The sequence below is a fragment of the Streptomyces sp. NPDC001828 genome (assembly GCF_042892175.1).
Taxonomy (GTDB): Bacteria; Actinomycetota; Actinomycetes; order Streptomycetales; family Streptomycetaceae; genus Streptomyces.
The window spans coordinates 548,449-573,894 of sequence record NZ_JBIATV010000001.1 but is presented as its reverse complement, the minus strand read 5'-3'; the positions used below and the strand labels follow the sequence as shown (position 1 = coordinate 573,894).

Annotated in this window: 26 protein-coding genes; 16 read left to right on the top strand and 10 right to left on the bottom strand. The window is 71.2% G+C overall.

Going from position 1 to position 25,446, the window contains the following annotated elements:
- Positions 1 to 76 precede the first annotated feature (76 nt).
- The 7 genes from ACFYZA_RS02715 to ACFYZA_RS02685 all read left to right on the top strand — a co-directional run bounded on the left by ACFYZA_RS02715 (position 77) and on the right by ACFYZA_RS02685 (position 6,543).
- Positions 77 to 559 carry a diadenosine tetraphosphate hydrolase gene (locus tag ACFYZA_RS02715; protein WP_388486526.1) on the top strand — a complete coding sequence of 161 codons (483 nt, stop codon included), beginning with the start codon at positions 77 to 79 and terminating at the stop codon, positions 557 to 559.
- A gap of 83 nt (positions 560 to 642) precedes the next feature.
- Entirely contained in the window at positions 643 to 1,299 is a 657-nt protein-coding gene (locus ACFYZA_RS02710) for a maleylpyruvate isomerase N-terminal domain-containing protein (RefSeq protein ID WP_388486524.1), read from the top strand.
- A 397-nt stretch (positions 1,300 to 1,696) separates the two neighbouring features.
- Positions 1,697 to 2,554, top strand: a complete 858-nt coding sequence (locus ACFYZA_RS02705) for an ArpA protein (protein ID WP_388486522.1) — start codon at positions 1,697 to 1,699, stop codon at positions 2,552 to 2,554.
- Positions 2,494 to 3,885 carry an APC family permease gene (locus ACFYZA_RS02700; protein WP_388486519.1) on the top strand — a complete coding sequence of 464 codons (1,392 nt, stop codon included), beginning with the start codon at positions 2,494 to 2,496 and terminating at the stop codon, positions 3,883 to 3,885. The genes ACFYZA_RS02705 and ACFYZA_RS02700 overlap by 61 nt, the downstream gene beginning before the upstream one ends.
- A 4-nt stretch (positions 3,886 to 3,889) precedes the next feature.
- A complete protein-coding gene (locus ACFYZA_RS02695) occupies positions 3,890 to 4,897 on the top strand; it encodes an ornithine carbamoyltransferase (RefSeq protein ID WP_388486517.1) in 1,008 nt (335 codons plus the stop codon).
- Entirely contained in the window at positions 4,894 to 5,679 is a 786-nt protein-coding gene (locus ACFYZA_RS02690; RefSeq protein WP_388486514.1) for an SDR family NAD(P)-dependent oxidoreductase, read from the top strand. The genes ACFYZA_RS02695 and ACFYZA_RS02690 overlap by 4 nt, the downstream gene beginning before the upstream one ends.
- A 222-nt stretch (positions 5,680 to 5,901) precedes the next feature.
- Entirely contained in the window at positions 5,902 to 6,543 is a 642-nt protein-coding gene (locus ACFYZA_RS02685) for a DUF1707 domain-containing protein (protein WP_388486513.1), read from the top strand.
- A gap of 20 nt (positions 6,544 to 6,563) precedes the next feature.
- On the opposite strand, the gene ACFYZA_RS02680 is transcribed toward ACFYZA_RS02685, so the two are convergent.
- The 3 genes from ACFYZA_RS02680 to ACFYZA_RS02670 all read right to left on the bottom strand — a co-directional run bounded on the left by ACFYZA_RS02680 (position 6,564) and on the right by ACFYZA_RS02670 (position 9,020).
- The gene (locus ACFYZA_RS02680) at positions 6,564 to 7,415 is read right to left on the bottom strand and encodes an arylamine N-acetyltransferase (protein ID WP_382584217.1); all 852 of its coding nucleotides are present in this window, start codon (positions 7,413 to 7,415) and stop codon (positions 6,564 to 6,566) included.
- An 83-nt stretch (positions 7,416 to 7,498) separates the two neighbouring features.
- A complete protein-coding gene (nadE, locus tag ACFYZA_RS02675) occupies positions 7,499 to 8,329 on the bottom strand; it encodes an ammonia-dependent NAD(+) synthetase (RefSeq protein WP_388486510.1) in 831 nt (276 codons plus the stop codon).
- A gap of 121 nt (positions 8,330 to 8,450) precedes the next feature.
- On the bottom strand, positions 8,451 to 9,020 hold the full coding sequence (locus tag ACFYZA_RS02670) for a PadR family transcriptional regulator (protein ID WP_382584223.1): 570 nt from the start codon (positions 9,018 to 9,020) through the stop codon (positions 8,451 to 8,453).
- Between the two features lie 143 nt (positions 9,021 to 9,163).
- On the opposite strand from ACFYZA_RS02670, the gene ACFYZA_RS02665 reads away from it, so the two are divergent.
- The gene (locus ACFYZA_RS02665; RefSeq protein WP_382584226.1) at positions 9,164 to 9,595 is read left to right on the top strand and encodes a nuclear transport factor 2 family protein; all 432 of its coding nucleotides are present in this window, start codon (positions 9,164 to 9,166) and stop codon (positions 9,593 to 9,595) included.
- A 13-nt stretch (positions 9,596 to 9,608) separates the two neighbouring features.
- Here ACFYZA_RS02665 and ACFYZA_RS02660 read toward each other — a convergent pair whose 3' ends face one another.
- Positions 9,609 to 10,847 (bottom strand): cutinase family protein, encoded by a 1,239-nt coding sequence (locus ACFYZA_RS02660; protein WP_388486507.1) that lies wholly within the window; start codon positions 10,845 to 10,847, stop codon positions 9,609 to 9,611.
- A gap of 540 nt (positions 10,848 to 11,387) precedes the next feature.
- Positions 11,388 to 12,218 (bottom strand): helix-turn-helix transcriptional regulator, encoded by an 831-nt coding sequence (locus ACFYZA_RS02655; protein ID WP_388486504.1) that lies wholly within the window; start codon positions 12,216 to 12,218, stop codon positions 11,388 to 11,390.
- Between the two features lie 103 nt (positions 12,219 to 12,321).
- Here ACFYZA_RS02655 and ACFYZA_RS02650 point away from each other — a divergent pair, with 103 nt between their 5' ends.
- From ACFYZA_RS02650 to ACFYZA_RS02640, 3 genes are all read left to right on the top strand, one after another.
- Entirely contained in the window at positions 12,322 to 13,029 is a 708-nt protein-coding gene (locus tag ACFYZA_RS02650; RefSeq protein ID WP_382584235.1) for an SDR family NAD(P)-dependent oxidoreductase, read from the top strand.
- Positions 13,030 to 13,225: 196 nt separating this feature from the next.
- Positions 13,226 to 13,735, top strand: a complete 510-nt coding sequence (locus ACFYZA_RS02645; protein ID WP_388486501.1) for a (2Fe-2S)-binding protein — start codon at positions 13,226 to 13,228, stop codon at positions 13,733 to 13,735.
- Positions 13,732 to 14,727 carry an FAD binding domain-containing protein gene (locus ACFYZA_RS02640; RefSeq protein ID WP_388486498.1) on the top strand — a complete coding sequence of 332 codons (996 nt, stop codon included), beginning with the start codon at positions 13,732 to 13,734 and terminating at the stop codon, positions 14,725 to 14,727. Before ACFYZA_RS02645 ends, ACFYZA_RS02640 begins: the two co-directional genes overlap by 4 nt.
- A 31-nt stretch (positions 14,728 to 14,758) precedes the next feature.
- On the opposite strand, the gene ACFYZA_RS02635 is transcribed toward ACFYZA_RS02640, so the two are convergent.
- Positions 14,759 to 14,974, bottom strand: coding sequence for a hypothetical protein (locus ACFYZA_RS02635; RefSeq protein WP_388486496.1), 216 nt, complete (start codon positions 14,972 to 14,974; stop codon positions 14,759 to 14,761).
- A gap of 123 nt (positions 14,975 to 15,097) precedes the next feature.
- Positions 15,098 to 15,616, bottom strand: a complete 519-nt coding sequence (locus ACFYZA_RS02630; RefSeq protein ID WP_388486494.1) for a DUF6817 domain-containing protein — start codon at positions 15,614 to 15,616, stop codon at positions 15,098 to 15,100.
- Between the two features lie 221 nt (positions 15,617 to 15,837).
- Between ACFYZA_RS02630 and ACFYZA_RS02625 the strand changes: the two genes are divergently transcribed.
- The 5 genes from ACFYZA_RS02625 (at position 15,838) to ACFYZA_RS02605 (ending at position 22,495) form a co-directional block, all read left to right on the top strand.
- Positions 15,838 to 16,644 (top strand): class I SAM-dependent methyltransferase, encoded by an 807-nt coding sequence (locus tag ACFYZA_RS02625; RefSeq protein WP_388487963.1) that lies wholly within the window; start codon positions 15,838 to 15,840, stop codon positions 16,642 to 16,644.
- Between the two features lie 245 nt (positions 16,645 to 16,889).
- Entirely contained in the window at positions 16,890 to 18,437 is a 1,548-nt protein-coding gene (locus tag ACFYZA_RS02620; RefSeq protein ID WP_388487960.1) for an MFS transporter, read from the top strand.
- Between the two features lie 299 nt (positions 18,438 to 18,736).
- A complete protein-coding gene (locus ACFYZA_RS02615) occupies positions 18,737 to 20,095 on the top strand; it encodes a cytochrome P450 (protein ID WP_388486492.1) in 1,359 nt (452 codons plus the stop codon).
- Between the two features lie 187 nt (positions 20,096 to 20,282).
- Positions 20,283 to 21,647, top strand: a complete 1,365-nt coding sequence (locus ACFYZA_RS02610) for an FtsW/RodA/SpoVE family cell cycle protein (protein WP_388487958.1) — start codon at positions 20,283 to 20,285, stop codon at positions 21,645 to 21,647.
- 170 nt (positions 21,648 to 21,817) lie between these two features.
- Positions 21,818 to 22,495 (top strand): hypothetical protein, encoded by a 678-nt coding sequence (locus ACFYZA_RS02605; protein WP_388486490.1) that lies wholly within the window; start codon positions 21,818 to 21,820, stop codon positions 22,493 to 22,495.
- Positions 22,496 to 22,515: 20 nt separating this feature from the next.
- On the opposite strand, the gene ACFYZA_RS02600 is transcribed toward ACFYZA_RS02605, so the two are convergent.
- The 3 genes from ACFYZA_RS02600 to ACFYZA_RS02590 form a co-directional block, all read right to left on the bottom strand.
- The gene (locus tag ACFYZA_RS02600) at positions 22,516 to 23,778 is read right to left on the bottom strand and encodes a cytochrome P450 (protein WP_388486489.1); all 1,263 of its coding nucleotides are present in this window, start codon (positions 23,776 to 23,778) and stop codon (positions 22,516 to 22,518) included.
- Complete coding sequence (locus ACFYZA_RS02595; RefSeq protein WP_388486488.1) at positions 23,771 to 24,829, bottom strand: cytochrome P450; 1,059 nt, start codon at positions 24,827 to 24,829, stop codon at positions 23,771 to 23,773. The genes ACFYZA_RS02600 and ACFYZA_RS02595 overlap by 8 nt, the downstream gene beginning before the upstream one ends.
- A gap of 112 nt (positions 24,830 to 24,941) precedes the next feature.
- Positions 24,942 to 25,103 carry a hypothetical protein gene (locus tag ACFYZA_RS02590; RefSeq protein WP_388486486.1) on the bottom strand — a complete coding sequence of 54 codons (162 nt, stop codon included), beginning with the start codon at positions 25,101 to 25,103 and terminating at the stop codon, positions 24,942 to 24,944.
- Between the last annotated feature and the right edge of the window lie 343 nt (positions 25,104 to 25,446).

Genomic DNA, 25,446 nt, shown 5'->3' with positions numbered 1-25,446 from the left:
TTGCCGGCCGTTCACTCCTTCCGACTCCCCCGGGGGGCGAAACTCATCGTGGGGGCCCGCGGGCTAGGTTTCCGTCATGACGAGTGACTGGCGTACGAGCCGGATCGAGAGCGCCCTGCGCGGTGAGAACCCCACCGTGCTGCGGCGGTTGCGGGCGGGGTTCGCGGTGATCGGCGACGTCCAGTTCCTGCCGGGCTACTCGGTGCTCCTGGTCGACGATCCCCAGGTGCGGCGGCTTTCGGAGCTTCCCAGAGTGAAGCGGCTGGATTTCCTGGCCGGCATGGACATGCTCGGCGAAGCCGTGGAGCGTGTCTCCCGTCGGCGCGATCCGGAATTCCGTCGGGTGAACCTGGAGATCCTCGGCAACACCGACGGATTCCTCCACGCGCATGTGTGGCCGCGCTTCGCGTGGGAGCCCGCCGACCTCGTGCGCGTACCCGTCTGGCGCTACGCGCGGGAAAACTGGCAGGACGAGCGGCACGCCCTCGCGCCCCGGCACGATGTGCTGCGGCGGGAGATCTCCGACGAGCTGGAACGGCTGGCCACCGGGCGTCAGTGACGCCGCAGGGTTGGTGCGTCAGCCTCCCGGCCGTCCACGGCCGTGCTTGTCTCCCCTCCCGGCACCGCACTACCGTGCGCACCGTGGATCTCTTCTCGCGTTCCTGGGCCGCGCTGCGCGCCGTGGTCGCCGGGCTGCCGGACCCGCTCTTCGGGCAGCCGTCCGGCTGTGCGGGGTGGCTGGTGCGGGACCTCGTGTGTCACCTCGTCATCGACGCCCAGGACGTACTGATCACACTCGTCACGCCCGCCGATGCGGAGCCCACCGTCGACGCGGTGACCTACTGGCACGTCGGGAGCGAACGGCCGGCCGGCGACGACCCGCTGGACGCGCTGACCGTCCGGCTGGCCGCCGCGTACGAGGAGCCGGATCTGCTCAAGTTCCACCTGGACGACGTCGGCTCCGCCGCCGGGCGCGCGGCCGGGCTGGCCGACCCGGACGCGCGGGTCACCACCCAGGACCAGGTCCTCACCACGGGCGACTACCTCACCGCCTACGTCCTGGAGTGGACGCTGCACCACCTCGACCTCAGCGACCGCCTCCCCGGCGTCGCGGGGCCGCCCGCCGAGGGCCTGGCGCGCTCCCGGGGCCTGCTCGAGGCGATCGCCGGCGCCGAGTTCCCCGCATCGTTCAGCGATACGGACGCCCTGCTGATCGGCACCGGCCGCCGCGTGCCGACCCCCGCGCAGACCGCCGGGCTGGGAGCGCTGGCCACCCGGCTCCCGCTGGTCCTCGGCTGACGCGCACGACGCATACCGCGCCAACTACACGGCGTCGTCGAAGGCCGGGACGCCCTCCCCCGCAGCCGGTGGAACACCCGGTGGAGCACCCGCCCGAGCGGGGCTGACGAATGGTAGGGGGTCGGCCGACTCCACCGTGCCCCAATTCCCTTTGTTCACCCGGGATTTCGCCCCAGAAGAGGCGTCTGTGTCAACGGGACGACCGAGCGGGGTTCGCAGGCGCCGGCCGTCCGAATGATTCCGAGCCATTCCACCATGGCGTGAATTCCCGCTGTCACCCGCGTGTCCGAAGTGCGGCACTGTTCACTGGTAAATGACCAAAGGCCCGGAAGCACGCGCGCGTTCGGGGCCGAAGCCGATGGCGGCGGTGCCGGGAAGATCGGGGAACGGAATTGCCATGATCGACGAAAGCGGAGGCGCCGACAGCGTCGTCGACGCCCTGGAACGCCACCTTGTCCACAACGTACCCCCGCTCCGCCTCCAACGGGCCCGTCGCGAATTCCTCACGCAGGGCTTCGTGAAGGCCGGCTCCCTCGCCCCGTACGACGTCAAGAAGCTGATCGGGGAGGAGACCGAGTCGCTGATCAGCCGTCATGCCGTGCGCCGGGACGGGGCGTTCGCCGAGACCGGCGGCACCCCGCGGCGGATGCACAACGTACGCCGGGCCGAGATCGCCGAGTACGGCCGCATCCTGCCCCGGGTGTATTCCTCCACCGGGCTTCGCGAGGCACTGGGTGTCATCGCGGGAGAAGAAGTCTTCGAATGCCCCTATGCCCCCGAACAATTCGTCATCACCGAGCTCACCCGGTCCGGCGACACACACGGCTGGCATTGGGACGACTACAGTTTCGCCCTCGTGTGGGTGATCGACTGCCCGCCGCTGGAACAGGGCGGGTTCGTCCAGTGCGTACCGCGCACGGAGTGGGACAAGGGAAATCCCCAACTGCACCGGCACTTCGTGTCACGTCCCATTCACTCCGTCGAACTCCGGCCCGGCGACCTCTATTTCCTGCGCTCCGACACCACGTTGCACCGGGTGTATCCGGTGACCGGCGGCCGGCGCCTCATCGTGAACATGGGGTATGCCGCGCGCCGTGACCTCGCCAAGCCCATGTCCCACGAGACCATGGACGCCTTGTGGGCGGACCCGGCCGGGGACACAGCCTCCCGCGGAACGGAACAGGAGAGTTCCCAGTGGCGGCCAACGTCCTGCGGCGGCACATCGGAGTCCCCGGACTCGTCGTCCACTATCTGACCTCCGTCCTCGGCGTCGGGCTGCTGGTCATCCCGGTCCTCGCGTGGACCACGGCGGGGCCCCTGTCGCTGCTGGCCTGGGGCATCCTCATCGTCTACAGCTATCCGTTCGCGCTGGTCTTCGCCAAGCTCTCGACGCTGCATCCGACGAGCAAGGGCGTCGCCCAGTTCGTGGAAGTGGCCTTCGGGCGGCGGGCGGGCCGGATCGCCGCCCTGTACCTGCTGATGACGCTGCTCGCGGCCAATCCCGTACTGGGTCTGATCGCCGGCCGCTATCTGCTGGCGGCGCTCGCCCCGGGCGCCTCCAACCGGGCCTCGCTCGCGGCCGGCGCCCTCGTCATCCTCGGCTGTGTCGCGCTCAACCTGCTCGGGCTCACCGTCAGCGGGCGCGTTCAGCTCGCCGTGCTCGTGGTCGTGGTCGGGGTGCTGTGCGCGGTCATCGTCCTGGCGCTGCCGCAGGGCAGCACGTCCAACCTCGGGCCGTTCGCCCCGCACGGGTGGCCGGCTCTCGGCGACTGCCTGCTGATCTGTTTCTTCGGCTTCATCGGCTGGGAGAACGCGGCCCCCATCGCGGAGGAGGTGCGCGACCCGGCGCGCACCTTCCCGCGCGGCATCCTGTGTGCCGTCGGCGTGGTGGGGGCGCTCTACTTCGCGATGGCGCTCACGGTCGCCCTCACCCTGCCGGCGGACCAGAGCACCCAGGAGCAACTCACCGGATTCACCCGCCTGTTGAGGCTGGCCACCGGGGCCGATCACAGCACGCTCGGCTATCTCGTGGCGGCCGTCCTGCTCGTGCTCACCACCAACGCCTGGTGCCTGGGCACCTCCCGGGTCGTCTTCGCGCTGGCCCGCGAGGGCATCGTCCCCCGTGGCCTGAGCCGGATCTCGCCCCGCACCAGAACACCGTCCCGGGCCGTGCTCGCGCTCGTACCGGGCTACAGCCTCACCCTCGGCCTGCTGGCGGCGACCGACTCCAACGAGTCCGTGCTCATCAAGGCCTCGTCCGCCGCCTACCTCCTGGTGTTCCTCCTCGCGTTCCTGTCGGCCATGCGGATCATAAGGAGCGGACCGATGCGCTGGACGAACTACCTGGTCACGGCCGTGACCGTGCTGATGCTGCCGTTCATGGGCGTCAGCGTCGGATACGCGGCCGCCATGTTCGCCGCGGCGGTGCTCGTCGAGGCGTGGCTCTCCCGGCGCGAGCGCGCACGCGAACGCAACGGGCCGCGCGGAGCAAGGGCGCGGGACGCCGCCGCACAGCTCCCACCGCACACCGCGCGCGACACCGCACCGCCCCACCACCATCCCCCGCACGACCGACGAAAGAGGTGACGCCGTGCTCGGCCGCCACATACTCGGAATGACCGACTTCGCCGCCGACGAGTTACGTGCCGTACTCACCCTCGCCGAACGCATGAAGAGCGGCGCGGACACCCACCCCTATCTCGACGGCACGGATCTGGGGCTCCTCTTCCACGTGCCGTCCACCCGCACCCGGGTCTCCTTCCAGGTCGCCGCGGCCCAACTGGGCGGCCGCAGCTACACCTACGGCCCCGAGGAGCTGCGCCTGGCCAACAACGAGACGGTCGAGGACACGGCCGGGGTGCTCAGCCGCTACCTCAGCGCGCTGGTCGTCCGCTGGTACGACATGGCCGACTACGGCGCCGGACACCGGCGGCTGCACACCATGGCCGAGCACTCCTCGATCCCCGTCATCAACGCCCTCGACGACGAGGAGCACCCCTGCCAGGTGCTGGCCGACCTGCTGACCCTGCGCGAGCGGTTCGGCGACGGGCTGCCCGAGCGGCGGGTCGTCTACACCTGGGCGTACTCCTCGCGACAGAAGACACCGGGCGTGCTGCACTCCTCGCTGCTTGCCGCGGCCCTGCTCGGCCACCACGTCACGTTCGCCCATCCGCCCGGCTTCGAGCTGGACGAGCGGTACGTCAAGGAGGCCCAGGCCCTCGCGGCCGGCTCCGGAGCCCGGCTCGACTTCTGCGAGGACATGGCGGAGGCGGTGCGGGGCGCGGACGCGGTGTACGTACAGAGCTGGAAGTCGCTGCGGCTGCCGGGGCAGCGGGAGTGGCAGGCGCGGACCCGGCTCGCCGACCGGTGGCGGGTCACCGAACCGCTGATGGCGCTCGCCGCACCCGACGCGCCCTTCCTGGACTGCATGCCGAGCAACCGGGGCGAGGAGATGGACGCCGAGGTCAAGGACGGGCCCCGCTCGCTGATCTTCGAGCAGGCCGAGAACCGGCTGCACGCCCAGAAGGCGCTGCTCGCCCTGGTGCTCGGCGCCGCGCCGCGCACTGCGGGCGCCTCCGCCGAAGGGGGCGCCCGATGAGCGGCTCCGAGGCGGGGACGAACAGCGCTGAGCGCGATCGTGTCGTGCTCGTGACCGGGGGCGCGGGCGGCATCGGATCGGCCGTGTGCCGACGGCTCGCCGACCACCGCACCGCGCTCGCGGTGGCGGACCGCGACTTCGAAGCGGCCCGGGAGGTCGCCCTGGAGGTGCGCTCGGCGGGCGGCCGCGCCGAGCCCTTCGGCTGCGACCTGTCCCGGCCCGACGACGTCGAGGAGCTGGTCAAGTCGGTCGTGGCCCGCTTCGGCGCGCTGCACGGCCTCTGTACGGTCGCCGGCAGCATCCGGCGCGGCGACATCACGGAGCTGACCCCCGCCGACTGGCGTGCCACGTTCGAGGACAACCTCGACTCGGTGTTCCTGACCTGCCGGTCCGCGGTCCCCCATCTGGCCGGAGCGGGCGGCGGCTCGATCGTCACCATCGCCTCGGGCTGGGGTCTGCGGGCGGGCCGCCGCGCCGCCGCCTACTGCGCGGCCAAGGCGGGCGTGGTCATGCTGACGCGGGCCATGGCCCTCGACCACGCGCCGGCCGGCATCCGCGCCAACTGCGTGGCGCCGGGGGACGTGCGGACCGGCATGCTGGAGCGCGAGGCACGTCAACTCGGCCGTCCGGTGGGCGAGTTCTACGCGGAGGCGGCCGACCGGCCGCTGGGACGGATCGGCGAGCCGCGCGAGATCGCCGACGCCGTGAGCTTCCTGCTGGGCGAGGAGTCGTCCTTCGTCACGGGTGCGGTCCTGACGGTGGACGGCGGGGGCACGGTGTAGCCGCCCAGGGGTGTGGTCGCCCACCGGGGGTAGCGACCCATCGGTGTGGTCGCCCGTGCGCCGGACATCGCTCCCCGGGCTTGGCCGCCACCCTGACGCGATATAACGTAAGTTCAATCGCAGGCGTCGGAGCGTCCAGCGCGTGCGGAGCGTCGAGGACGCGTTGGATGCGTTGGACGCCCTGGACGCCCTGGACGTCGACCACGAGAGCGGGACGGGGACATGTCGGGACCCAGCAGGAAGCCGTCATCCGGCGCGCAGCCCCACGGCCCCGGCGCATCCCCGCCCACCAGGGCGTCGCACGCCGACCGCGACCGGACGGTGGACCAGCTGCGGATCGCGGCCGGTGACGGCCTGCTGGACGCCGACGAACTGGACCAGCGCCTCGAAGTGGCCCTGACCGCCCGCACCCTCGACGAGCTGGCCGGGCTCACGGCGGACCTGCCGGCCCTGGCGACGACGCCGGGTGGAACGCCGGTCGAGGTGAAGGACGTCCTGCGGATCGACCAGGAGGCCGGAGCGGTCCGCCGGGAGGGGCCCTGGGTCGTTCCGCGCCGCATCGAGCTGCGGTCGTCCTGGTGCGATGTGACCCTCGACTTCACCGAAGCCGTGATCACCCAGGACACCCTGAGCATCGACATGGACATGCGCGGCGGGACACTGCTCCTGGTGACCGGGCCGGGGATCGTCGTCAACTCCGAGTCCCTGTCGATGAGTTACTCCAAGGACATGGCTCCCCGGCCGCCCGGTCCCGGCACCCCGCACACTCTGCGCGTGGAGCTGACGGGCCACCTCGCCTACGGCCGCGTCAAGGTACGCACGCCCCGGCGGAGCTTCGCGCGGTGGCTGCGCAAGTCCGGGTAGCCCGTCGCCGAGCCCGGCACTCAGACCAGCTTCGGCAGCAGCAGCTCCATGTCACGGGCCGACAGTTCGATGCCGAAGACGTCGGCGAGCACCTCGGGCACCTCGGTGAGCTCCAGCTCGCGGCTCTCCGGCGGGCCCGGCACACCGGGCCGGACCGTGGTCAGGAGGCGGTTGTCCAGGGAGTGCAGCCGGTCGGGGTGCAGGCGCTGGAGGTAGAGGCGGTCGCTGAAGGCCGAGTGCGGGCTGGAGGCGCCGAAGTGGTTGGCGACCAGGAGGTCGACGGGGTACTGCCGGTGGAGGGTGAAGGTGTGCCGGACCATCCACCCGTCATCGCTCGTCTCGATCCCCTCGCGTGGGACCGCGGGCTGGTGCAGCGCCCATCCGGTCTCGCCCGGCGAGACTTCCTGGCGCCGCAGCCGGTAGGACCACACCCCGTCCGTGGAATCCGTGGCGTCGGTCAGCTCGATGGGTTCGAGCGGACTGGCGCCGAAGCCGACGTCGCTCAGCCAGCGCTTGCCGTCGAGCTCCACGACGACCATGGCGTGCGTCTCGGGCCTCACCTTGGGCGAGCCCATCCGGACCCGGCCCTGGACCGCGAAGAAGGAGAAGCCGAGGCGCTCCAGGGCGGCCGCGTAAAGGGTGACGTGCTCGAAGCAGGTGCCACCGCGCGCCCCGCCGACCAGCTTGGCCTGCACCGACGCCAGGTCGAGGGGCCGGTGTTTGCGGAGCACGGCCTCCACGTTCTCCCAGCGTACGGAGAGCACATGGGCCCGGTGCAGTGCGCGCAGTGTGGCCAGGGAGGGCGTGCGGTCTCCCTCGTGGCCGAGGTGTGCCAGATAGGCATCGAGGTCGAGAGCATCGCCGTTCCACATGGGGAGGGCCTCCTTGTGTTGTCGCAGCACATGCCGAGCAGGACGAAGTGAGCCGCCCCGCCCGGTTCCGTGCGGGGTGTCGCTCAGGGGGCGATCGGCAGCCGGCGCTTGTGGTCGGTGAGGCGGTAGCGGTTGACGATCGTCTCGAAGGCCCGCGCCTGCACCGGCTTGCCCTCCAGGAAGTCGTCGATGTCGTCGTAGGTGACGCCCAGCGCGTCCTCGTCGGCCTTGCCCGGGTCCAGGGTCTCCAGGTCGGCGGTCGGGGTCTTCCACACCAGCTCGGAGGGCGCGCCGAGCGCGTCCGCGACGGCGCGCACCCGGCGCTTGGTCAGTCCGGTCAGCGGCACCAGGTCGGCGGCGCCGTCGCCGAACTTGGTGAAGAAGCCGGACACCGCCTCGGCGGCGTGGTCGGTGCCGACGACCAGACCCTGGTGCGCGCCGGCCACGGCGTACTGGGCGATCATGCGCTGGCGGGCCTTGATGTTGCCCTGCACGAAGTCCTGGTGGGCCGCGTCGCGGAAACCCACACCGGCGTCGACGGCGGCCTGGAGCGCGGCGTCGCTCGCCGGCTTGATGTCCACGGTCAGCACGTGGTCGGCCCGGATGAAGGAGAGTGCGAGCTGGGCGTCGTGCTCGTCGGCCTGGACGCCGTACGGCAGCCGCATCGCGTAGAAGCGGGCCTCGTGGCCGGCGGCCCTGGCCCGCTCGACGGCGAGCTGGCAGAGCCGGCCCGCCGTGGTGGAGTCGACGCCGCCGCTGATGCCGAGGACAAGGGAGCGCAGACCCGTGGAGGTCAGCCGCTCGGCGAGGAAGGCCACCCGGCGCTCGATCTCCCGCTCGGCCTCGAAGGTCTCGGCGACCTCCAGCTCCCGGGCGATCTCCTGCTGCAGGGCGATGGACGCCGGCTCGCTCACGTCTGCTCCTTGTTCCGCTTCACGATGTGCTGTCGGCGCCCAGCGTAACCAAGGCGGGCCCGGGCGCCCGATCGGGCCGCCCCACGCCACCACCTGCCCCGATGTGTGGCCGGGCGCCCCCTCACCCCTCGGCGTCGATCCTCTGGCGCTCCCGCAGGACGGCCGCGATCCGGCGGCACCAGTCCCGGTGCTCCCGTTCGAAGGCCAGACCGCGCAGACAGGTCAGGTAGGGGCCGATCCGCTCGCCGTGGAGCAGGAAGTCCTCCTCGTCCGCCGCGCCCCTCAACTGCCGTAGCAGCGCGCCCAGTAGCTCGATCTTGGCGTCGGCGGCGGACGCCCGTTCCTCCAGCTGTCCGATCACCGGCCCGGTGCCGATGCGGTCGGCGGCCTGCACCTTGACGAGCAGGTCGTCCCGGATGAACGAGGGCTTGGACACGGCGGCGGCGAACGTCTCCAGCTCGGCGCGGCCGGCGTCGGTGACGTGGAAGAGGCGCTTGTTGGGCCGGGTTTCCTGGACCACCTGGCGGCCCGCGACCAGGCCGTCCTTCTCCAGCTTGGTGAGTTCGGCGTACAGCTGCTGGGGCAGGGCGTGCCAGAAGTTCGCGACGCCGATGTCGAAGGCCTTGGCCAGTTGGTAACCGCTGTACTCGCCGTCCAGCAGCGCCGCGAGCACGGCATGCCGCAGAGCCATCGGAGCCCCCTTCCCTTTCCTGTTCCGCCCCTGCAATAGTACTCATGAAACTGACTAGTCAGTTTCATGAGTATCGATCGCGACCCGTACGCGCACGTACTCGGCCTGCCTCGACCCGCACTCGACCCGCACCAGGAGGACTCATGGAGACCGCCGAACACTTCCGCGCCGCCGTGGAAAAGCGCGATCTCGCCGCGCTGGACGGCTTGTTCACCGATGACGTCCGGCTCTACAGCCCGGTCAAATTCGTGCCGTTCGAGGGCAAGGCGATGGTGCTCGGGCTCTTCGGGGTGCTGCTGCGCACCTTCGAGGACCTGCGTTACGTCGGCCGTTTCGAGGGCACGGCGGAGACCAGCGCCGACGGCGAGGAGGCGCCCTCCGTGATCCTGCCGTTCCGTGCGACGGTGGGCGGCAAGCAGATCCACGGCATCGACCTGCTCCAGTTCGACGACGCCGGGCGGATCAAGGAGTTCACCGTGATGGTCCGCCCCCAGTCCGCCGTGCACGCCCTGGGGCAGGCGGTCCTGGCCGGCCTGGTCGAGGACGGCCTCGCACCGGCACCCGTCGAGCGCTAGCGGGGCGCGGCGCTCAGGCGCATTCGGGAACTCCCGGCATCCAGGCCGGGCCCTTCAGGAAGATGTTGCTGATCCAGCCGCGCTGCTGCGGCAGATACGACCAGGCGTCATTGGTGATCCCGCCGTACGTCACCGGCTCGGCGTGTTTCTGGCACTTCACGTAGACCGTGGTCGGCGCCGGGAGCACGGTGACGATTCCGGCCGAAGTCGACGGTGTGGCGCGGACGTTGGTGGCCCACATCTGTTCCGGCGTGTCCGGGGGCGGGTGCACCACGTTGCGCTGCGCCACGGCCGCGGTCACGGCCCGCTTGGCCGTACGGGCGGCGACGCCGTCGGCGCGGGCCCGGTCCTCGGGGCTCTGGGTGTTCCCGTTGTCCCGGTACATCACGTGCGGGCGGTTGTCGCCGACGGCGCTGTTCACGAAGTCGTCGAGCCAGCGGTTCTTCCAGTCGTCCGAGCCCGGGACCGCCTGCTCGTTGCAGACCAGGTCGTCGACGCGGCACACGTCGAAGTAGCGTCCGCCCCCGAGGAATCCGGCGAACACGGCCGGGACGTCCAGGCGTTGCATGAGTCCGCCGCGCGAGACATCGGCGCTGCCGTCCGTGTAGTCGGGGTTGAGGGTGACCATCTGGCCGTCCTGCGCCATGCCGATCTGCGCGTTGCTGCGGGAGGCGTCGCCGACGTTGACGACCGCGCCGATCTCGTCGGCGTTGCGCTGGTTGCCCTGGATCGCGCCCTGCGCGATGGCGTTCTTGATCACCTGCGCGCCCTGCGAATAGCCGAGCAGGATCAGCGTGGGACGGTTCGGGCAGGAGGCGTAGAAGCTGACCTCTTCGACGAGCTTGTCCCGGCCCTTGCCCATCGACGTCCAGTAGTCGTCGGGCCCCCAGTTCCCGGGCAGCCACGACGGCCAGTCGACGGCGGACGCCGGATAGGAGAGGTTGCGTACGGCGACGTCGGTCGCGGGGACGCCGGCGTCGGACAGCGCGCGCTTGAGGGCCCGGATGTAGGTGTCGTTGACGCCCACGGTGCCGTAGGGGTGGCCGTCGTCGGTGGACTCCGAGGTGCCGTACGCCGACAGGATCACCCAGGGCTTGCCGCAGTCGGCCGGCGCCTGTGGCGGATTGGGTCCCGGATACTCCGCGTGCGCGGCCGGGGCGTTGGCGAGGCCGAGGGCCAGTGCGAGGGCGGACAGGACGGCGAGGGCGAGCGTCCAGAGCCGGCGTCTCGCCCCCTTGTCCGCTGCGGTCATGGGCGCGCTCGCCATCGGAATCCCCCTCCGTCATCGCGGGCGTCGCGGGCATCGCGAGCCGAGGGCTCCGGGGATCCCCAGCGGCATCCGTCAACTCACAGTGCAACGCCGCCAGTTGAGCCCCGCAAGGCCCCTCCGACGCATTTCGGCCACGCGGCGGCGCCCGAGGGTCCCGGACCCCCTTGACGGCGGCGCCGGTGGCCTGCGCGGATCGGCCCGCCGCCGGCACCGCCCCAGACGACGAGCTCGACGCGAACTCATCGGCGGGGCGCCGGTGGTCCCGCTGCGACGCCGTGCGCGTGGGTCCCAGTGCGGCGCTGGGGCCCTGGCGCCTTGGGTCGATGGCGGCACCGGCGATCGCTGCGGCACCGGGCTCCAGGGGGGCGATGGCGACACCAGGGGCCGCTGCGGCACCGGGCGTCACGCGCCGCTGCGCGCCGGGGATCGCTGTGGCACCGGGCGTCACGCGCCACTGCGCGCCGGCGATCGCTGCGGCACCGGGCGCCACGGAGCGATGGCGGCACCGGGCGCCGTGGCCGCCTACTCCACCAACGTCTGGGTGCCCACGACCGCGAGGAGCTCCAGGCGTTCGGCGTCCCGGCTGCCGGGCTCGGCGGTGTAGACCATGATCCGCAGATCGCTTCCCGCGACGCTCAGCACATCGCAGTCCAGGGTCAGCGGCCCCACCACGGGGTGGTCGATGGTCTTGCGGGACGCCTCGTGCCGGCCCACCGCCCCCGCGTCCCACAGCTCGGCGAACCGTTCACTGGCCACGCGCAGCTCGGCGACCAGGTCCCGCAGCCGCCGGTCCGCGGGATAGCGCCGGGCCGCCTCGCGGAGGTCGGAGACCACCGCGGTCTCCAGGGCGATCTTGGACTGCGAGGTGTGCCGGACACGGCCGTCCGAACCGACGAAGGCCCGCCACACACCGTTGCGGTCGCGGCCCTGCCGCTCCCCCATCAGCGCCGTGTACAGCGGGTTGGCGAGCAGCAGCGTCCATGAGGCGTCGGAGACCGCGACGGGCGTGCCGCTCAGGCGGTCCAGCATCCGGTGCACGCTCGGCGTGATGTAGGCGGGCACCGTGCCCTGCCCAGGCGGTACGAGACCCGCGGCGTGGAAGAGCCGCTCGCGTTCCGCACCGGACAGCCGCAGCGCCCGCCCGAGAGCCTCGACGACCTGATCCGACGGGTTCGTGGCGCGGCCCTGTTCGAGGCGGGTCACATAGTCGACCGAGATCCCGGCGAGCATCGCCAGCTCCTCGCGGCGCAGCCCGGCCGCACGCCGGTGGCCGCCGGCGGGCAGCCCCGCCGCCTCCGGGGAGACCCGGTCGCGCCGGTGCCGCACCATCCGCCCGAACTCCGTGCTCGCCATGTTCCCCACTGTGCACCGCCGCGCCCCGGCGCGTCCTGGTACTGGCAGTCCCAGGAACAGCGGACGACTGTCTCCCGCCCACGGCGCGTCGCAGCATGGACCCATGACCACCACACTGATCACCGGAGCGAACAAGGGCCTGGGCTTCGAGACGGCCCGCCGGCTCGTGGCCGCGGGCCACACCGTCTACCTCGGCAGCCGCGACGCGGAGCGCGGCCGCCGGGCCGCCGAACGCCTGGGCGCGCGGGCCGTCCGCCTCGACGTCACCGACGAGGCGTCCGTACGCGCCGCCGCCGAGGCAGTCGAGGCCGACGGCGGCCTGGACGTCCTCATCAACAACGCGGGCATCGAGGCTCGCGGCGAGGGCAACAGCGTGCCCGGCGCGGCGGAGGTGACCGCCGACCAGATGCGGCACGTCTTCGAGACCAACGTCTTCGGCACGGTCCGCGTCACCCACGCCTTCCTCCCGCTGCTCGAACGCTCGGCCGCGCCCGTCATCGTCAACGTCAGCAGCGGCCTGGCCTCACTGGCCCACGTCAGCGACCCGACGTCACCCGCGTACGGCTACCCGGGCGTGGCCTACCCGGCGTCCAAGAGCGCGGTGAACATGATCACCGTCCAGTACGCCAAGGCGTTCCCCGCCATGCGGATCAACGCGGTGGAGCCCGGCTTCACCAAGACCGATCTGAACGGCAACACCGGTGTCCAGACCGTCGAGCAGGGCGCCGACATCATCGTCCGCATGGCCGGGGTGGGCCCCGACGGTCCCACCGGGGGCTACTTCGACGCCCACGGCCCGCTCCCCTGGTAGCCGCCCGCGCCCGGTTCGCCGGGTTGCCACCGCCAAGATGCCGGAGGGGGTGAGCTGTACGAGGGTGGATACGCGGTCAGGCCGCTGACTGTCCGGATCGAGGAGCTCGTGAACGATGGAAGCAAGAAACGGCCGAAGTGCACACGGCTCCGGGCCCGCCGCCCGGGGCGCTCGTCACGCTGTGACGGAGTCACGCGTGACCCTGCGGGTCAACGACGCCGAACACCGGGTCGAGCTGGAACACAGCGCCACACTCCTTGAGGTCCTGAGGGAGGCCCTGGGCCTGACCGACTCGCAGCGGGGCTGCGACGACGGCCGCTGCGGCACCTGCACGGTGCTGCTCGAAGGCCGCCGGGTCAACAGCTGTCTGCTGCTGGCCGTCGCGCAGGAGGGCCGGGACATCGTCACCATCGAGGGTCTCGTGGCGGCGGACGCGGACGGCGAGCGGCATCCGCTGCGCCGGGCCGCCGAGGACCGGGACGTGCTCCAGTGCGCGTTCTGCGCACCCGACCAGCACCGCCCCCCGGCGGCCGTACGGGCGGCCGGTGATGCGGCGCAGCCCTCCGTCGTCACCGAGATCGACCTGCCGGCGGACGCACCGGTGCGGCTGACCGCCGCCGAGGTCCGGGACCGGCTGAGCGGCCATCTGTGCCGCTGCGGTGCCTATCCCAGCGGGGCCGACGCCGGACAGGACGTGATCGTGTGAAGCCCGTCTCCTATGTGAATCCCCGGAGTCTCGCGGAGGCGGCCGCCGCCCACGGCGGCCGCCCCGAGGCCCGCTACCTGGGCGGCGGCACCAACCTCATCGACCTGATGCGGCTCGGCGTCGAGCGCCCCGACGTCATCGTGGACATCACCCGGCTCTCCCTGGACACGATCGAGGAGCGGCCGGACGGCTCGCTCCGGATCGGGGCGACCGCTCGCAACAGTGACCTCGCCACCCATCCGGCGGTCGGGGAGCGCTATCCCGTCCTGGCGCAGGCACTGCTCAGCGGCTCATCGGGCCAGCTGCGGAACATGGCGACCACCGCGGGCAACCTCCTCCAGCGCACCCGGTGCGGCTACTTCCAGGACCTGTCGAGGCCCTGCAACAAGCGGGTTCCGGGCAGCGGGTGCGGTGCGATCGAGGGCGTCAACCGCGAGCACGCGATCTTCGGCCACTCCTCGCACTGTGTGGCGACCCATCCGTCCGACCTGGCGGTGGCCCTCGCGGCCCTCGACGCAGTGGTCGAGCTGGTCGGCCCCGGCGGGGTACGGACCGTCCCGCTGACCGAGTTCTACCGGCTGCCGCAGGACAGGCCCGACCTGGAAACCGTCATGCGGCCGGGGGAACTCGTCACGGCGGTGCTGCTGCCGGCCGTGCCCGCCGGATCCCTCTCCCGCTACCGCAAGGCCCGGGACCGGGCGGGCTACACGTTCGCGCTGGCCTCGGTCGCCGCCGTGGTGCGTCGGGAGCGGGGTGCGGTACGCCATGTCACCGTCGCCTTCGGCGGCCTCGCGCACCGGCCGTGGCGCGCGAGGCGGACGGAGGCGGCGCTGCTCGGCACGTCACCGACGCCCGAGTCGATCGAGCGGGCCGTCGAGGAGGAGCTGGCCGAGGCCGTCCCGCTACGGCACAACGCGTACAAGGTGGAGCTCGCCCGAGGGCTGGCCCAGGAGGTCCTGTGCGCCCTGGCCACGGAGCCCCGCACCCGCTGAGCTCCGGTCGTGCCGCCGCGCCGCCCGTGAGTCAGCGGCGGTGCTGATCGGTCATGGTCGGCGGGGCGTTGTGCGCGCCGAACGTGCCGAAGGAGGAGCGGTCGCTCCGCGCCCGCACCCGGCTCTGCTGTTCTATGAGGAGGCCCTCGGCGTTCTCGGTGCGGCTGTTGCCGCGCCGCGCCAGCGTGACGATGAGCAGCACAGCCGCGCCGGCCAGCAGGCCGAGGAACACGTACAGCGTGACCACAGGTGATCGCCCCTCCGTTGGCCACGGCAGGGCAGTCGGCCGTGGCGGTCGCATGATCCGCGGGAGACCGAACGAACGGTACGCGGCCCTCACGGATCCTAGCCGTGCGGCGACCGCGGGTGATCAACGGCCGGTCGCACCAAGTACGTCGGCGCAGTGCGCCCGCGCCGCAGGTGAGAGCAGTGACCGCCACCGGCCGAACAGGGCGCGCAGGCCGGCACCGTGACGGGCGTGGAACTCGGGACTGACCATCGCGAGGTCCAGCTCGTTGGCGGCGGTCAGTTCGGCGAAGTCCCGACGGGCAGCGAGGTCTGGACGCAGGCGTTCGCCGGTGAAACGGTCGACGAACGGGGCTTCCTCATCGGCCAGTTGGGGATAGGAGGCCGCTCGGTCGCACGAGGCGTAGAAGTACACGAGCGCCTCGGCCTCGGCACCGATCGTCTCGGCCAGGTCGGCCCGGCGCTCCAGGTCGAGCAGCGCCACGGCGAACCCGTCGGTTCCGTAGAACGCGTGACACAGCCCCGCCGACACCAGGGCCGGGCGCGCCCCCCAGGCGGACAAACGGTCGCTGGTGCGCGCCAGATGCGCCGACAGCGTGCCGCCCGGGTGCTCGATCTCCGCGGCCCCGGCCGCTTCCAGCATCTTCCACGCCTCGGCATGCACACCACAGGACCTGCCCGCCCGTAGCCCGCCGAAATCCCTTCTGTAGAACGGGACTTGACACACCCCTGCTCCAACGCCTCGTTTCGTACGGCGTGCGGGGCATGGAATGCGGGGGAACCGCGCCCCCACGCCCTCCCTGACTCCCTTAGGGTGCCGGGGAGTGCCCGAGGGGGTGCGGTCAGGAGAGGCGGGTGCTGGTGTTGACGGCCTTCGACGCGAGTGAGCGGCGCATCTGGGCGGGGCGGGCCGAGGCGTACGCGCACAGCTTCGGCAAGGTGTGCGCCCATCCGGTCCCCCGGCTGCTCGACGCGGCCCGGGTGCGTGATGGCGTACGCCTTCTCGACGTGGGCACCGGGACGGGCACGGTCGCCGCGGCGGCCTGCGCGCGAGGCGCCGGGGTGACGGGTGTGGACGCCGAGATCAGCATGGTCGAGCTGGCCGCCCGGACGGTGCCGTCGGCCGGGATGCATCTGGCTGTACTGCCTCAACTGCCTTTCTCCGACGGCCTGTTCGATGCCATCACAGCCAACTTCGTGCTCAATCACGTGGGCCGCCCCGGGGCCGCGCTCGCCGAGCTGCGGCGTGTGGTCCGTCCGGGCGGCTGGATCGCGGTGACGATCTGGGCCGTCCCCGCCGGGGCCGGCCAGACGTTGCTCGGCCGGGCCGTCCAGGCCGCGGGCGCGGCCCGCCCGCCCCATCTACCGGCGCTGGCCGACGAGGACGACTTCCCCAGGACCGAGGACGGCCTGGCCGGCCTTCTCGCCTCGGCCGGCCTGAAGGACGTCAGCTGCGAGCCGCTCCACTGGGACCATCGCGCCGGGGCCGACGAATGGTGGAGCGGGGCGGCCGACGGCATCGGCACCATCGGCCAGACCGTGCTGAGCCAGCCGGAGCACATCCGCGCGGAGATCCAGAGCCATTACCGGCGGCTCTGCACCGAATTCGCCACCGACGAAGGCGACTTGGCCCTCCCGCACGCCGCACTGCTGGCCCGCGGCCGCCGCTGACGCGCTAACACAGCTGACACCGCCGACCCGGCTGACATCGGGCCGCGTTCTGCCATGTGTGGGCCGCCCACACATGCCCGGGCCAGCTCTCCGCTCCGCGTCTGCCCGATCCGCGTCTATGGGCCGCCGACACATGTTGGGGAACCGGGCAGGGTCTTGATCGACTGGTGACGTCCCGTACCCGGGCATAGGGTCGAACAGTGGACGTCACCGTCCACCGCCCCTCGTGCGAGGGCAGGTCCATCATGACGAGTTCACAGCCGACACCCACGGTGGCGGCCGCGGCCCCCGGCAGCGGAGGCGGCGGCAAAGGCATAGCGCTGCTCGTCATCGCCTCCTGTCAGCTGATGGTGGTCCTCGACATCACCATCGTGAACATCGCTCTTCCGCACATTCAGAGCGCACTGCACTTCTCCACCACGGGCCTCGCCTGGGTGGTCAGCGCCTACACCCTCACGTTCGGCGGACTGCTCCTGCTCGGCGGTCGCACCGGGGACATCCTCGGCCGGCGCCGGGTGTTCATGTGTGGTGTGCTGCTGTTCGCGGTCGCCTCGCTGCTCGGTGGACTGTCCCAGAGTTCCGGGCAGTTGCTCGCGGCACGCGCCGTGCAGGGGGTCGGTGGCGCGATCGCCTCGCCGACCGCTCTCGCGCTGATCACCACCACGTTCACCGAGGGTCTTGAGCGCAACCGGGCGTTCGGCGTCTTCGCCGCGGTCTCCGCCGGCGGCGGCGCGATCGGTCTGCTCGCGGGCGGCATGCTCGTCGAGTGGCTGGACTGGCGCTGGGTGCTGTTCGTGAACGTGCCGATCGCCGCCCTGATCCTGCTTGCCACCCCTCGGCACATCAAGGAGTCCGAGCGACATTCCGGCCACTTCGACATCGCCGGCGCGCTCACCTCCACCGGAGGCATGGTCGCGCTGGTCTACGGCTTCATCCGGGCTGCCCAGGAGGGCTGGCGCGACCCGCTGACGCTGGGGTCGTTCGCCGTCGCGGTGGTGCTCCTGTCCACGTTCGTGCTGGTGGAGCGGCGCTCGCAGCAGCCGATCACGCCGCTGCACATGTTCGCCGACCGCAACCGCGCGGGCACGTACGGCATCATGCTGAGCCTGGCCGCCGCGATCTTCGGGATGTTCTTCTTCCTCACCCTCTTCGTGCAGGACGTGCTCGGCTTCACCCCGCTGCGGGCCGGCCTCGCCTTCCTTCCGGTCAGCGCGATCATCGCGGTCGGCGCGGGTCTCGCCTCCCAGCTCCTGCCGAAGTACGGCCCCAAGCCGTTCATGGTGGCGGGTGCGCTCCTGGCGGCGGGCGGGCTGTCGTGGCTCACCCAGACGGACATCCACTCCACCTATCTGGGGAGCATCCTCGGTCCGATCCTCGTCTTCGGCCTCGGCATGGGTCTGAACTTCGTCTCGCTGACGCTGATGGCCGTCTCCGGTGTCCCCCCGCACGAGGCCGGCGCCGCCTCCGGCATGCTCAACGCGACCCAGCAGGTGGGTGGTTCGCTGGGTCTGTCCATCCTGGTCACCGTGTTCGGCACGGCCAGCCGCAACGAGGCGACGGACCAGGTCCCCAAGTTCCTGAGCCACGCCGACGCGGCGCAGCGCCTGATGTTCCGGCGCACGGGCCAGCTGCCGCGGCCCTGGAGCGACCAGGTGCTGGCGTCCGGAGTGTCCACGGCCTTCGTGGTGGCCGCGATCTTCGCGGTGGTGGCCGCGCTGATCGCCCTCCTCGCCATCCAGGTACGCCCGGCGGACCTCGAACGCCTCCAGGGTGCGAAGCCCACCGCGCCGTAAGAGCCGGGCCGGGGTCCACCCAGTCCACCCCCGGCACCCGACCCAGAGCCAGTTCGTCATGCCGTCCGGAACGGTTCCGTATCGACTCGATTTCTGCCCCAACTGCCTGGAAAACCAGGCCATATGACGGCAGCGCCCCTATGTAACGGATGTGCGGCGGGGCGCGCCGGGGAGTGCGGTTCAGAGCTGGTCACGCTGCCGCGCGCCGGGTTCCCGGCGGCGGGGAGTGGGGAGGATATCGGGGATCTGGGGGCTACCAGGGCCTCCGGTCGCCAGATCTCCTCCGGAGGTGCCCCACCGTGAGCACGACGCTTCCGTCACGTACGGGAAAGGCCCCGGGCGCCTGGCCGTTGCTGGGTCACGCTTGGCAACTCCACGCGCGTCCACTGGAGTTCCTGTCCTCGCTCCCCGCGCACGGAGACCTCGTACGCATCGGGATGGGCCCCTGGCCGGCCTATGTGGTGTGCGAACCGGACGCGGCCCACCGCATGCTCACGGACTCCCGCACCTTCGACAAGGGCGGCCCCTTCTTCGACAAGGCCCGTGTCCTCTTCGGCAGCAGCCTCCCCATGGCCGGCTGGCAGGAACACCGCTGGCAGCGGCGTCAGATGCAGCCCGCCTTCCAGAGCGACCGGATCGAGAAGTACGCCCTGGTCATGGGCGAGGAGGTGGACCGGATGACCGCCCGCTGGCGGCCCGGCCTGCGCTTCGACGTGACCGCCGCGCTGACCACCCTGACCCTGCGCATCGTGACCCGCAGCGTGCTCGCCGCCGAGGCACAGGACGAGGCGGTGGCCGAGGTCCAGCAGAGCCTGCACACCGTGATCGACGGCATCTATCAGCGGGTGATGCTGCCGCTCGGCCCGCTCTACCGGCTGCCCACCCGCGCCAACCGCCGCTACCGCCGGGCGTGCGACCGGCTGCACCGTGCCATCGACGGCATCATCGCCGCGCGCCGGGCGGCGCCGGGCGGGGACGATCTGGTCTCCATGCTCCTCGCGGCCACCAATGACGACACCGGCGAGCCGATGTCCGATGTGGACATCCGGGATCAGCTCATGGTCATGATCGGCGCCGGGTTCGAGACCACCGCCAACAGTCTGGCGTTCGCCCTGTGGCTGCTGAGCCAGCACTCCGAGGCCGAGGTCCGGGTGCACGACGAGGTCGACCGGACGCTCGCCGGACGCACCGCCACCACCGCCGACCTCGACGGTCTGACCTACACCCGCCGGGTCATCAACGAGGTCCTGCGCATGTATCCGGCGGGCTGGTTCTTCACCCGCGTCACCACCGCCGACACCACCCTGGCCGGGCGCCACCTCACCAAGGGCACGGCCCTGCTCTACAGCGCCTACCTCCTGCACCACCGCCCGGAGCTGTTCCCCGACCCCGACCGCTTCGACCCCGACCGCTGGGCGTCCCAGAGCACGGAGACCCTCCCCCGGGGTGCGCACGTCCCGTTCGGCGGCGGCAACCGCAAGTGCATCGGCGACCAGTTCGCCCTCATCGAGATGACCCTGGCCCTCGCCACGGTCTGCACTCGCTGGCGGCTGCGCCCCGACCCCGGCAGCACCATGACCGTCCAGGTCCGCGGCACCCTCGGCCCCGGCCCGCTCACCATGACCTGCGAGCCACGCGGCAAGTCCGCCGGCGACTGAGCCCCGAGGGAAGCGGAACGGGAACCACCGTTGATCCACTGCCGTCTCTCAGCCCGTGATCGCCGTGAGCCTCGGCGGCGCCAGGATCCCGGGCCTGCGGCTCACCGGGGCGGAGGTGCTGCCCGTGCGGGGCCCGATCAGCGGGATCCGGTTGCGGTCCGCGATGCCCGAGGACGCCTGGCGCACGATGTCCTTCGCCGCGTCGGCCCAGGCACCCGACCGACGGCGCACCGAAGCGTGGCTGCTCGCCTTCGTGGTGCTGATCACGCTGGGCGGCCACGCGGCCACCGGATGGACGATGAAGGGCCAACTGCCTTCAGGATTCGGCAGGTTCGCCGGTGTGATCGCCCTGCTCGCCCTGGTCCCGCATCTGGTCGTACGACGCTGGGCGGCGCGCGCCGATCCGCTGGTGCTGCCGCTCGCCCTGCTGCTCACCGGCCTCGGTCTGGTGCTGCTGCACCGCCTGGACGTCACCTATGTCGCCGAACCGCGTCTGCACATGGTTCCGGCGGGCAGCGGCCAGTTGGTGTGGACGGCGATCGGGGTGGCCGCCTGTGGCGGCCTGTTGGTCGTTCTGCCCGATCACCGTCGGCTCCAGCGGTACATCTACCTGACGATGGCCGTCGCCCTGGCCCTCCTGGCGGCCCCCGCGTTCTTCAGCGCCGACCAGTTCGGGGCCAAGCGCTGGATCATGCTGGGGCCGCTGTCCGTGCAGCCGGGCGAGTTCGTGAAGATCATGATCGCGGTGTTCTTCGCGGGCTACCTCACCGTCAACCGCGAGGTGCTGGCCCTCTCGGGCCGCCGCTTCCTCGGTGTGCGGCTGCCGCCCGGACGCCAGCTCGGCCCGATCGCGGCCATCTGGGTGCTCAGCCTCCTGGTGCTGGTCTTCGAGCGCGACCTCGGCACCTCGCTGATCTTCTTCGGCCTCTTCGTCATCATGCTCTATCTGGCCACGGAGCGTACGAGTTGGGTGGTCTGCGGTCTGCTGATGGCCGTGGTCGGCGCGGGTGTGGTCGGCTCGCTCGAACCGCATGTGCACGGCCGCGTGGAGGCCTGGCTGCACCCCATGGACGCCTTCACAGCGGCGGGCCGGAAGGCGGGCCTGTCGAGTCAGCTGGGCCAGGCGCTGTTCAGCTTCGGCAGCGGCGGGATGACCGGGAGCGGGCTCGGCCAGGGGCACCCGGAACTCGTCGGCTTCGCCGGGAACAGCGACTTCATCCTCACCACCGTCGGCGAAGAGCTGGGCCTGGCCGGCGTGATGGCGGTCCTGCTCCTGTACGGTCTCCTCGCTCAGCGGGGGCTGCACATCGCGCTGCTGGCGCGCGATCCGTTCGGCAAACTGCTCGCCACCGGCATGGCGGGCGCCCTCGTGCTCCAGGTGTTCGTGGTGACGGGCGGGGTCACCGGCCTCGTCCCGCTGACCGGGAAGGCCCTGCCCTTCCTGGCGAAGGGCGGCTCCTCCATGGTGGCCAACTGGCTGATGGTGGGCCTCCTCATCCGCATCAGCGACAGCGCGCAGCGGCGTCACGAGCCCGCCCCGAACCACTCCTGAACACCCACACACCCTCGCTCGGAAGGTGGAGCCGGACACCGATGTGGCGGCCGGAACCATGAGGTGTGCATGCCGCGTCCACACCTGTGGCCACGTCATCTGTGGTCGCGCCACATGTGGTCATGCCATATGTGGGCACGTGCAGTCGCCGTCCCCAGGGGGAAAACATCATGGTCGATCCGGGCACCACAGTCGCGCCCAACCAACGCCGCAGGAAAGGGGGATGCGTGCCGGCCCTGGTGGTTCTCGTGGTGATCCTCGGCCTCGGATTCGGTGCCTCCAAGCTCTTCGGAGGCGGGAGCGGAAAGTCCAAGTCGTCGTCTTCGTCTTCGTCGTCGTCCTCGTCGTCGTCCGGTTCGCACGACAGCGGCGAGTGGAAGGTGGGCGACTGCGGCGGCCCCGACCCCGATGACGCGCCGAACGGCTACAAGGCGTTCGGCTGCGGCGACTCGGGCGCGACCTTCAAGGCCCTCGACATTCAGGCCGCCAGTTTCATGCCGGACTCCATTCAGTGCCCGGCCGGCACCGACCTGATCATCCAGGTGAGCATCAGCTACGGCAGCAGCAAGAGCAAGGGCGGCGGCATCCCGTCCAAGACCGTGTGCGGACGCAACCTCTCGGCCTCCCACCCCGGCGATCCGGGCGCGGGCGGCGGCCAGCTGGTCAAGGGCGACTGTGTCACCGACACGGCGAAGGAGGTGTCCTGCGCCTCCTCCGGCTCGGGTGCGTACAAGGTGCTCGGCCTGACGAAGGAGACCTCGCAGTGCCCGTCCGGGACCACCGAGCCGATGCGTCTGACCATGGCGATCGGCAGGCCCTACGACGTCATCTGCGCGGCGAACCGGTAGCGGTCGCGGCCGCCCGCGGACTACGTCAGCCGTAGGGGCAGCGAGAGCAGTCCGCGGTGGCGGGGGTTGGCCTGCCACCGCGCCTCGTGGTCCTCGCTCAGGCGCAGGTCCGGGTAGCGGGTCAGCAGCTGGGTGAAGGCGATCTCGGCCTGGAGGCGGGCCAGCGGCGCGCCCAGGCAGTGGTGGATGCCGTGGCCGAAGGCGAGGTGCTTGGCGGCGTCCGCACGGGTGATGTCGAACCGGTCGGGGTCGGCGAACACCCGGGGATCGCGGTTCGCGCCGAGCAGCGAGATCTGTACGAACTCCCCCTCGTCGACGGCTACTTCGCCGAAGTCGACCGGCTCGGCGGCGTACCGCAGCGAGGCTAGGGCCGAGGGCGACTCGTAGCGCAGGATCTCCTCGACGGCTCCCGGCATGAGTGTCATGTCGGCCCGCAGGGCGGCGAGTTGGGCCGGGTGGGTCAGCAGGGTGTGCATGCCGTTGGCGATCAGGTTGACGGTGGTCTGGTGGCCCGCGATCACCAGCAGGAAGGCCATCGAGGTGATCTCGTCCTCGCTGAGCGCCTCCTCCCCCTCCGCGCGGGCCTCGACCAGCGCGGACAGCAGCCCGTCGTCGGGCTGTTCGCGCTTGAGGGCGATCAGGGCCTGCAAGTAGGTCAGCATGGACTCGGCGGTGAACACCGACACCTCGCCGTCGCCCTGTCCGCCGTCGAGGGTGTTGCCGCGCACCTGGAGGGTCTCGTGGTCGGCGTCCGAGGCGCCGAAGAGGTCGAATACGACGGCCAGGGGCAGCGGCAGCGCGAACTCGCCGATCAGCTCGACCTCGTCGCGCCCCTCCCACGTGTCGAGGAGTCCGGCCACATGGGCCTCGATCGCGGGGCGCAGGGCCGCGGTGCGCCGCGTGGTGAACGCCTTCTGGACGAGTTTGCGCAGCCGGGTGTGGTGTGGCGGATCGCTGTTGAGCATGTGGCTGAACAGGGCGCTGCCGGGCCCTTGGGTGAGCCCCACATGGCGGCCGAACCTCTCCACCGCCCCGTTCTTGGAGAGCTGTCGGCCGGAAAGGAGCTCCTTCGCCTCGGCGTACGAGGTGACGACCCATCCCTCGACCGGGGCAGGGCCCGGGTAGCGGGCCTGGCGCACCCCGCCCCCTTCGCGCCACTCGTGGTAGGTGGCGTGGGGGTCGTCGAAGAACGCCGGGTCGAGGGTCTGGATCTCGGGCGCCTCGCCCGGCGGCGCAGCGGATGCCACGGCCTCGGGCTTGTCGGGTGCCGTGGTCTCAGACATGGCGGACCTTGCTCTTGTGGCCGATGTGGACGGTCTTCACACCGAGCAGCCCCACCAGGGGTACGTCGGCGGTCCGTTGGCCCGGAGCCACCACAAGACCGGTGCGACGTATGTGGTCCAGAAGGAGCTCGGCCAGCGGCATCACCATGTGGCGGCCCCAGCAGCGCTCCGAGACGTGTCCGAACGGCATGTAGCCGGAGGTGTTGTCGGGATCGAGGGCCGCCCAGCGTTCGGGACGGAACTCGTTGGGCGCGTCCCACAGGGCGGGGTCACGATGGGTGAGGAGCGGCAGCATCAGGAGGTCGTCACCGTGCCCGATGCGGTCGTCGATGGCCGGGTATTCCGGTGACCGGTTGCGCAGCAGGTTCCACGACGGGGGCAGCAGACGCATCGCCTCGAAGAGGATGTCGCGGTTGGACGCGCCGTCGTCGAAGGGGGAACCGAGCCAGAGGGCGTTGGCGACGAGGGTGGAGACCGTGAAGCAGACCGGGGCGGCCGCGCGGCGGTAGATGCCCATCGCGTAGCGGCGGTCGTCGTAGCTCCGGGCCTCGGCGAACAGGTTGGCCAGGTGCGTCAGTCGGGGCCCCGGAGCGGGCCGCCTGGGCAGGGCCGCGCCGGCCACGATGGTGCTCCAGGTGAGTCTGGGGTCGATCTCCAGCGTGCGGGACATGAGGATCCGCAGCCGGTACGGGTCGTCGCGCAGGACGAGGTCGCTCAGGAAGCGGTGGCCGGTGATCGGCCAGGGCCCGGACAGGTCGGTCGACTCCGGCAGCGGGTCGGGCTGTTCGAGGGCGGCACGCACGTCCTTGCCGATCGTGCGCATCACCGACGAGGCCTCCGCCTTGGAGATCGACCGGCCGTGCAGGGGCTTGAAGGTGGGGCGTTCGGTCTCGGTCGCCCGCCGCGCGGCCAGGATGCGGTCGGAGAGCTCCGCGCCGGCGATGCCGATGGTGTCGGGTTCGAGACGGACGAGATCCTTGCCCAGGTGTTCATCGAGCAGAGCCTGCAGGCGGGGGGCGAGAACCGTGGTGCGGCGGCTGGAACGGGTCATGGCGGATGGCATACGAAGAGCTCCGGAAAATGAAATGCGGAGGGCCCGCACACACGACTGACCGAAATTCAGTCGGCCTGCCTTGTGTGCGGGCCCAGGAATGGCCTTCGGCTTAGTACCAGAAGTACCAGGCGGCCTGCTTCAGGCTCGGCTCGCTCTTCTTGGCACGCAGGGCGGCAATAATCTTCGACATGGTGATCCCTTCCTCTCGCAGATATCCCGATGTGAACCGGCGGACGGTGAGCGTCAATTCACGCACCTGGGGTGTGTTCATTTCCGTTCACCGGCCACTGAGGGGAAGTGAAGCGGGCCGGGACAAGCGTTGTCAATGGTTCCGCTTTTCTTCGTTCCTGTGAGTCCTGGCGTTCAAGTCCGGCCTCTCGAAACATTCATTTCGACGGCTCGGTAAACAGTGCCCGAACGGTCATGGGCGATTGCCCGGCAATACCTTTCGATGCTTGTACTCGGCCTGCTAACAAGGGAAATAGGTACGCTGCCGTGGAGGTCTGGCCCCGCGCGGTGCCCCTTCAGCCGGCTGTCCGCCGAGCGTCCGTGGGCAGCCCGGTGGCAGCGCCACCCGGCTCCGGGCGCGGGGTCGCCGGGCGGACCCCTTATTG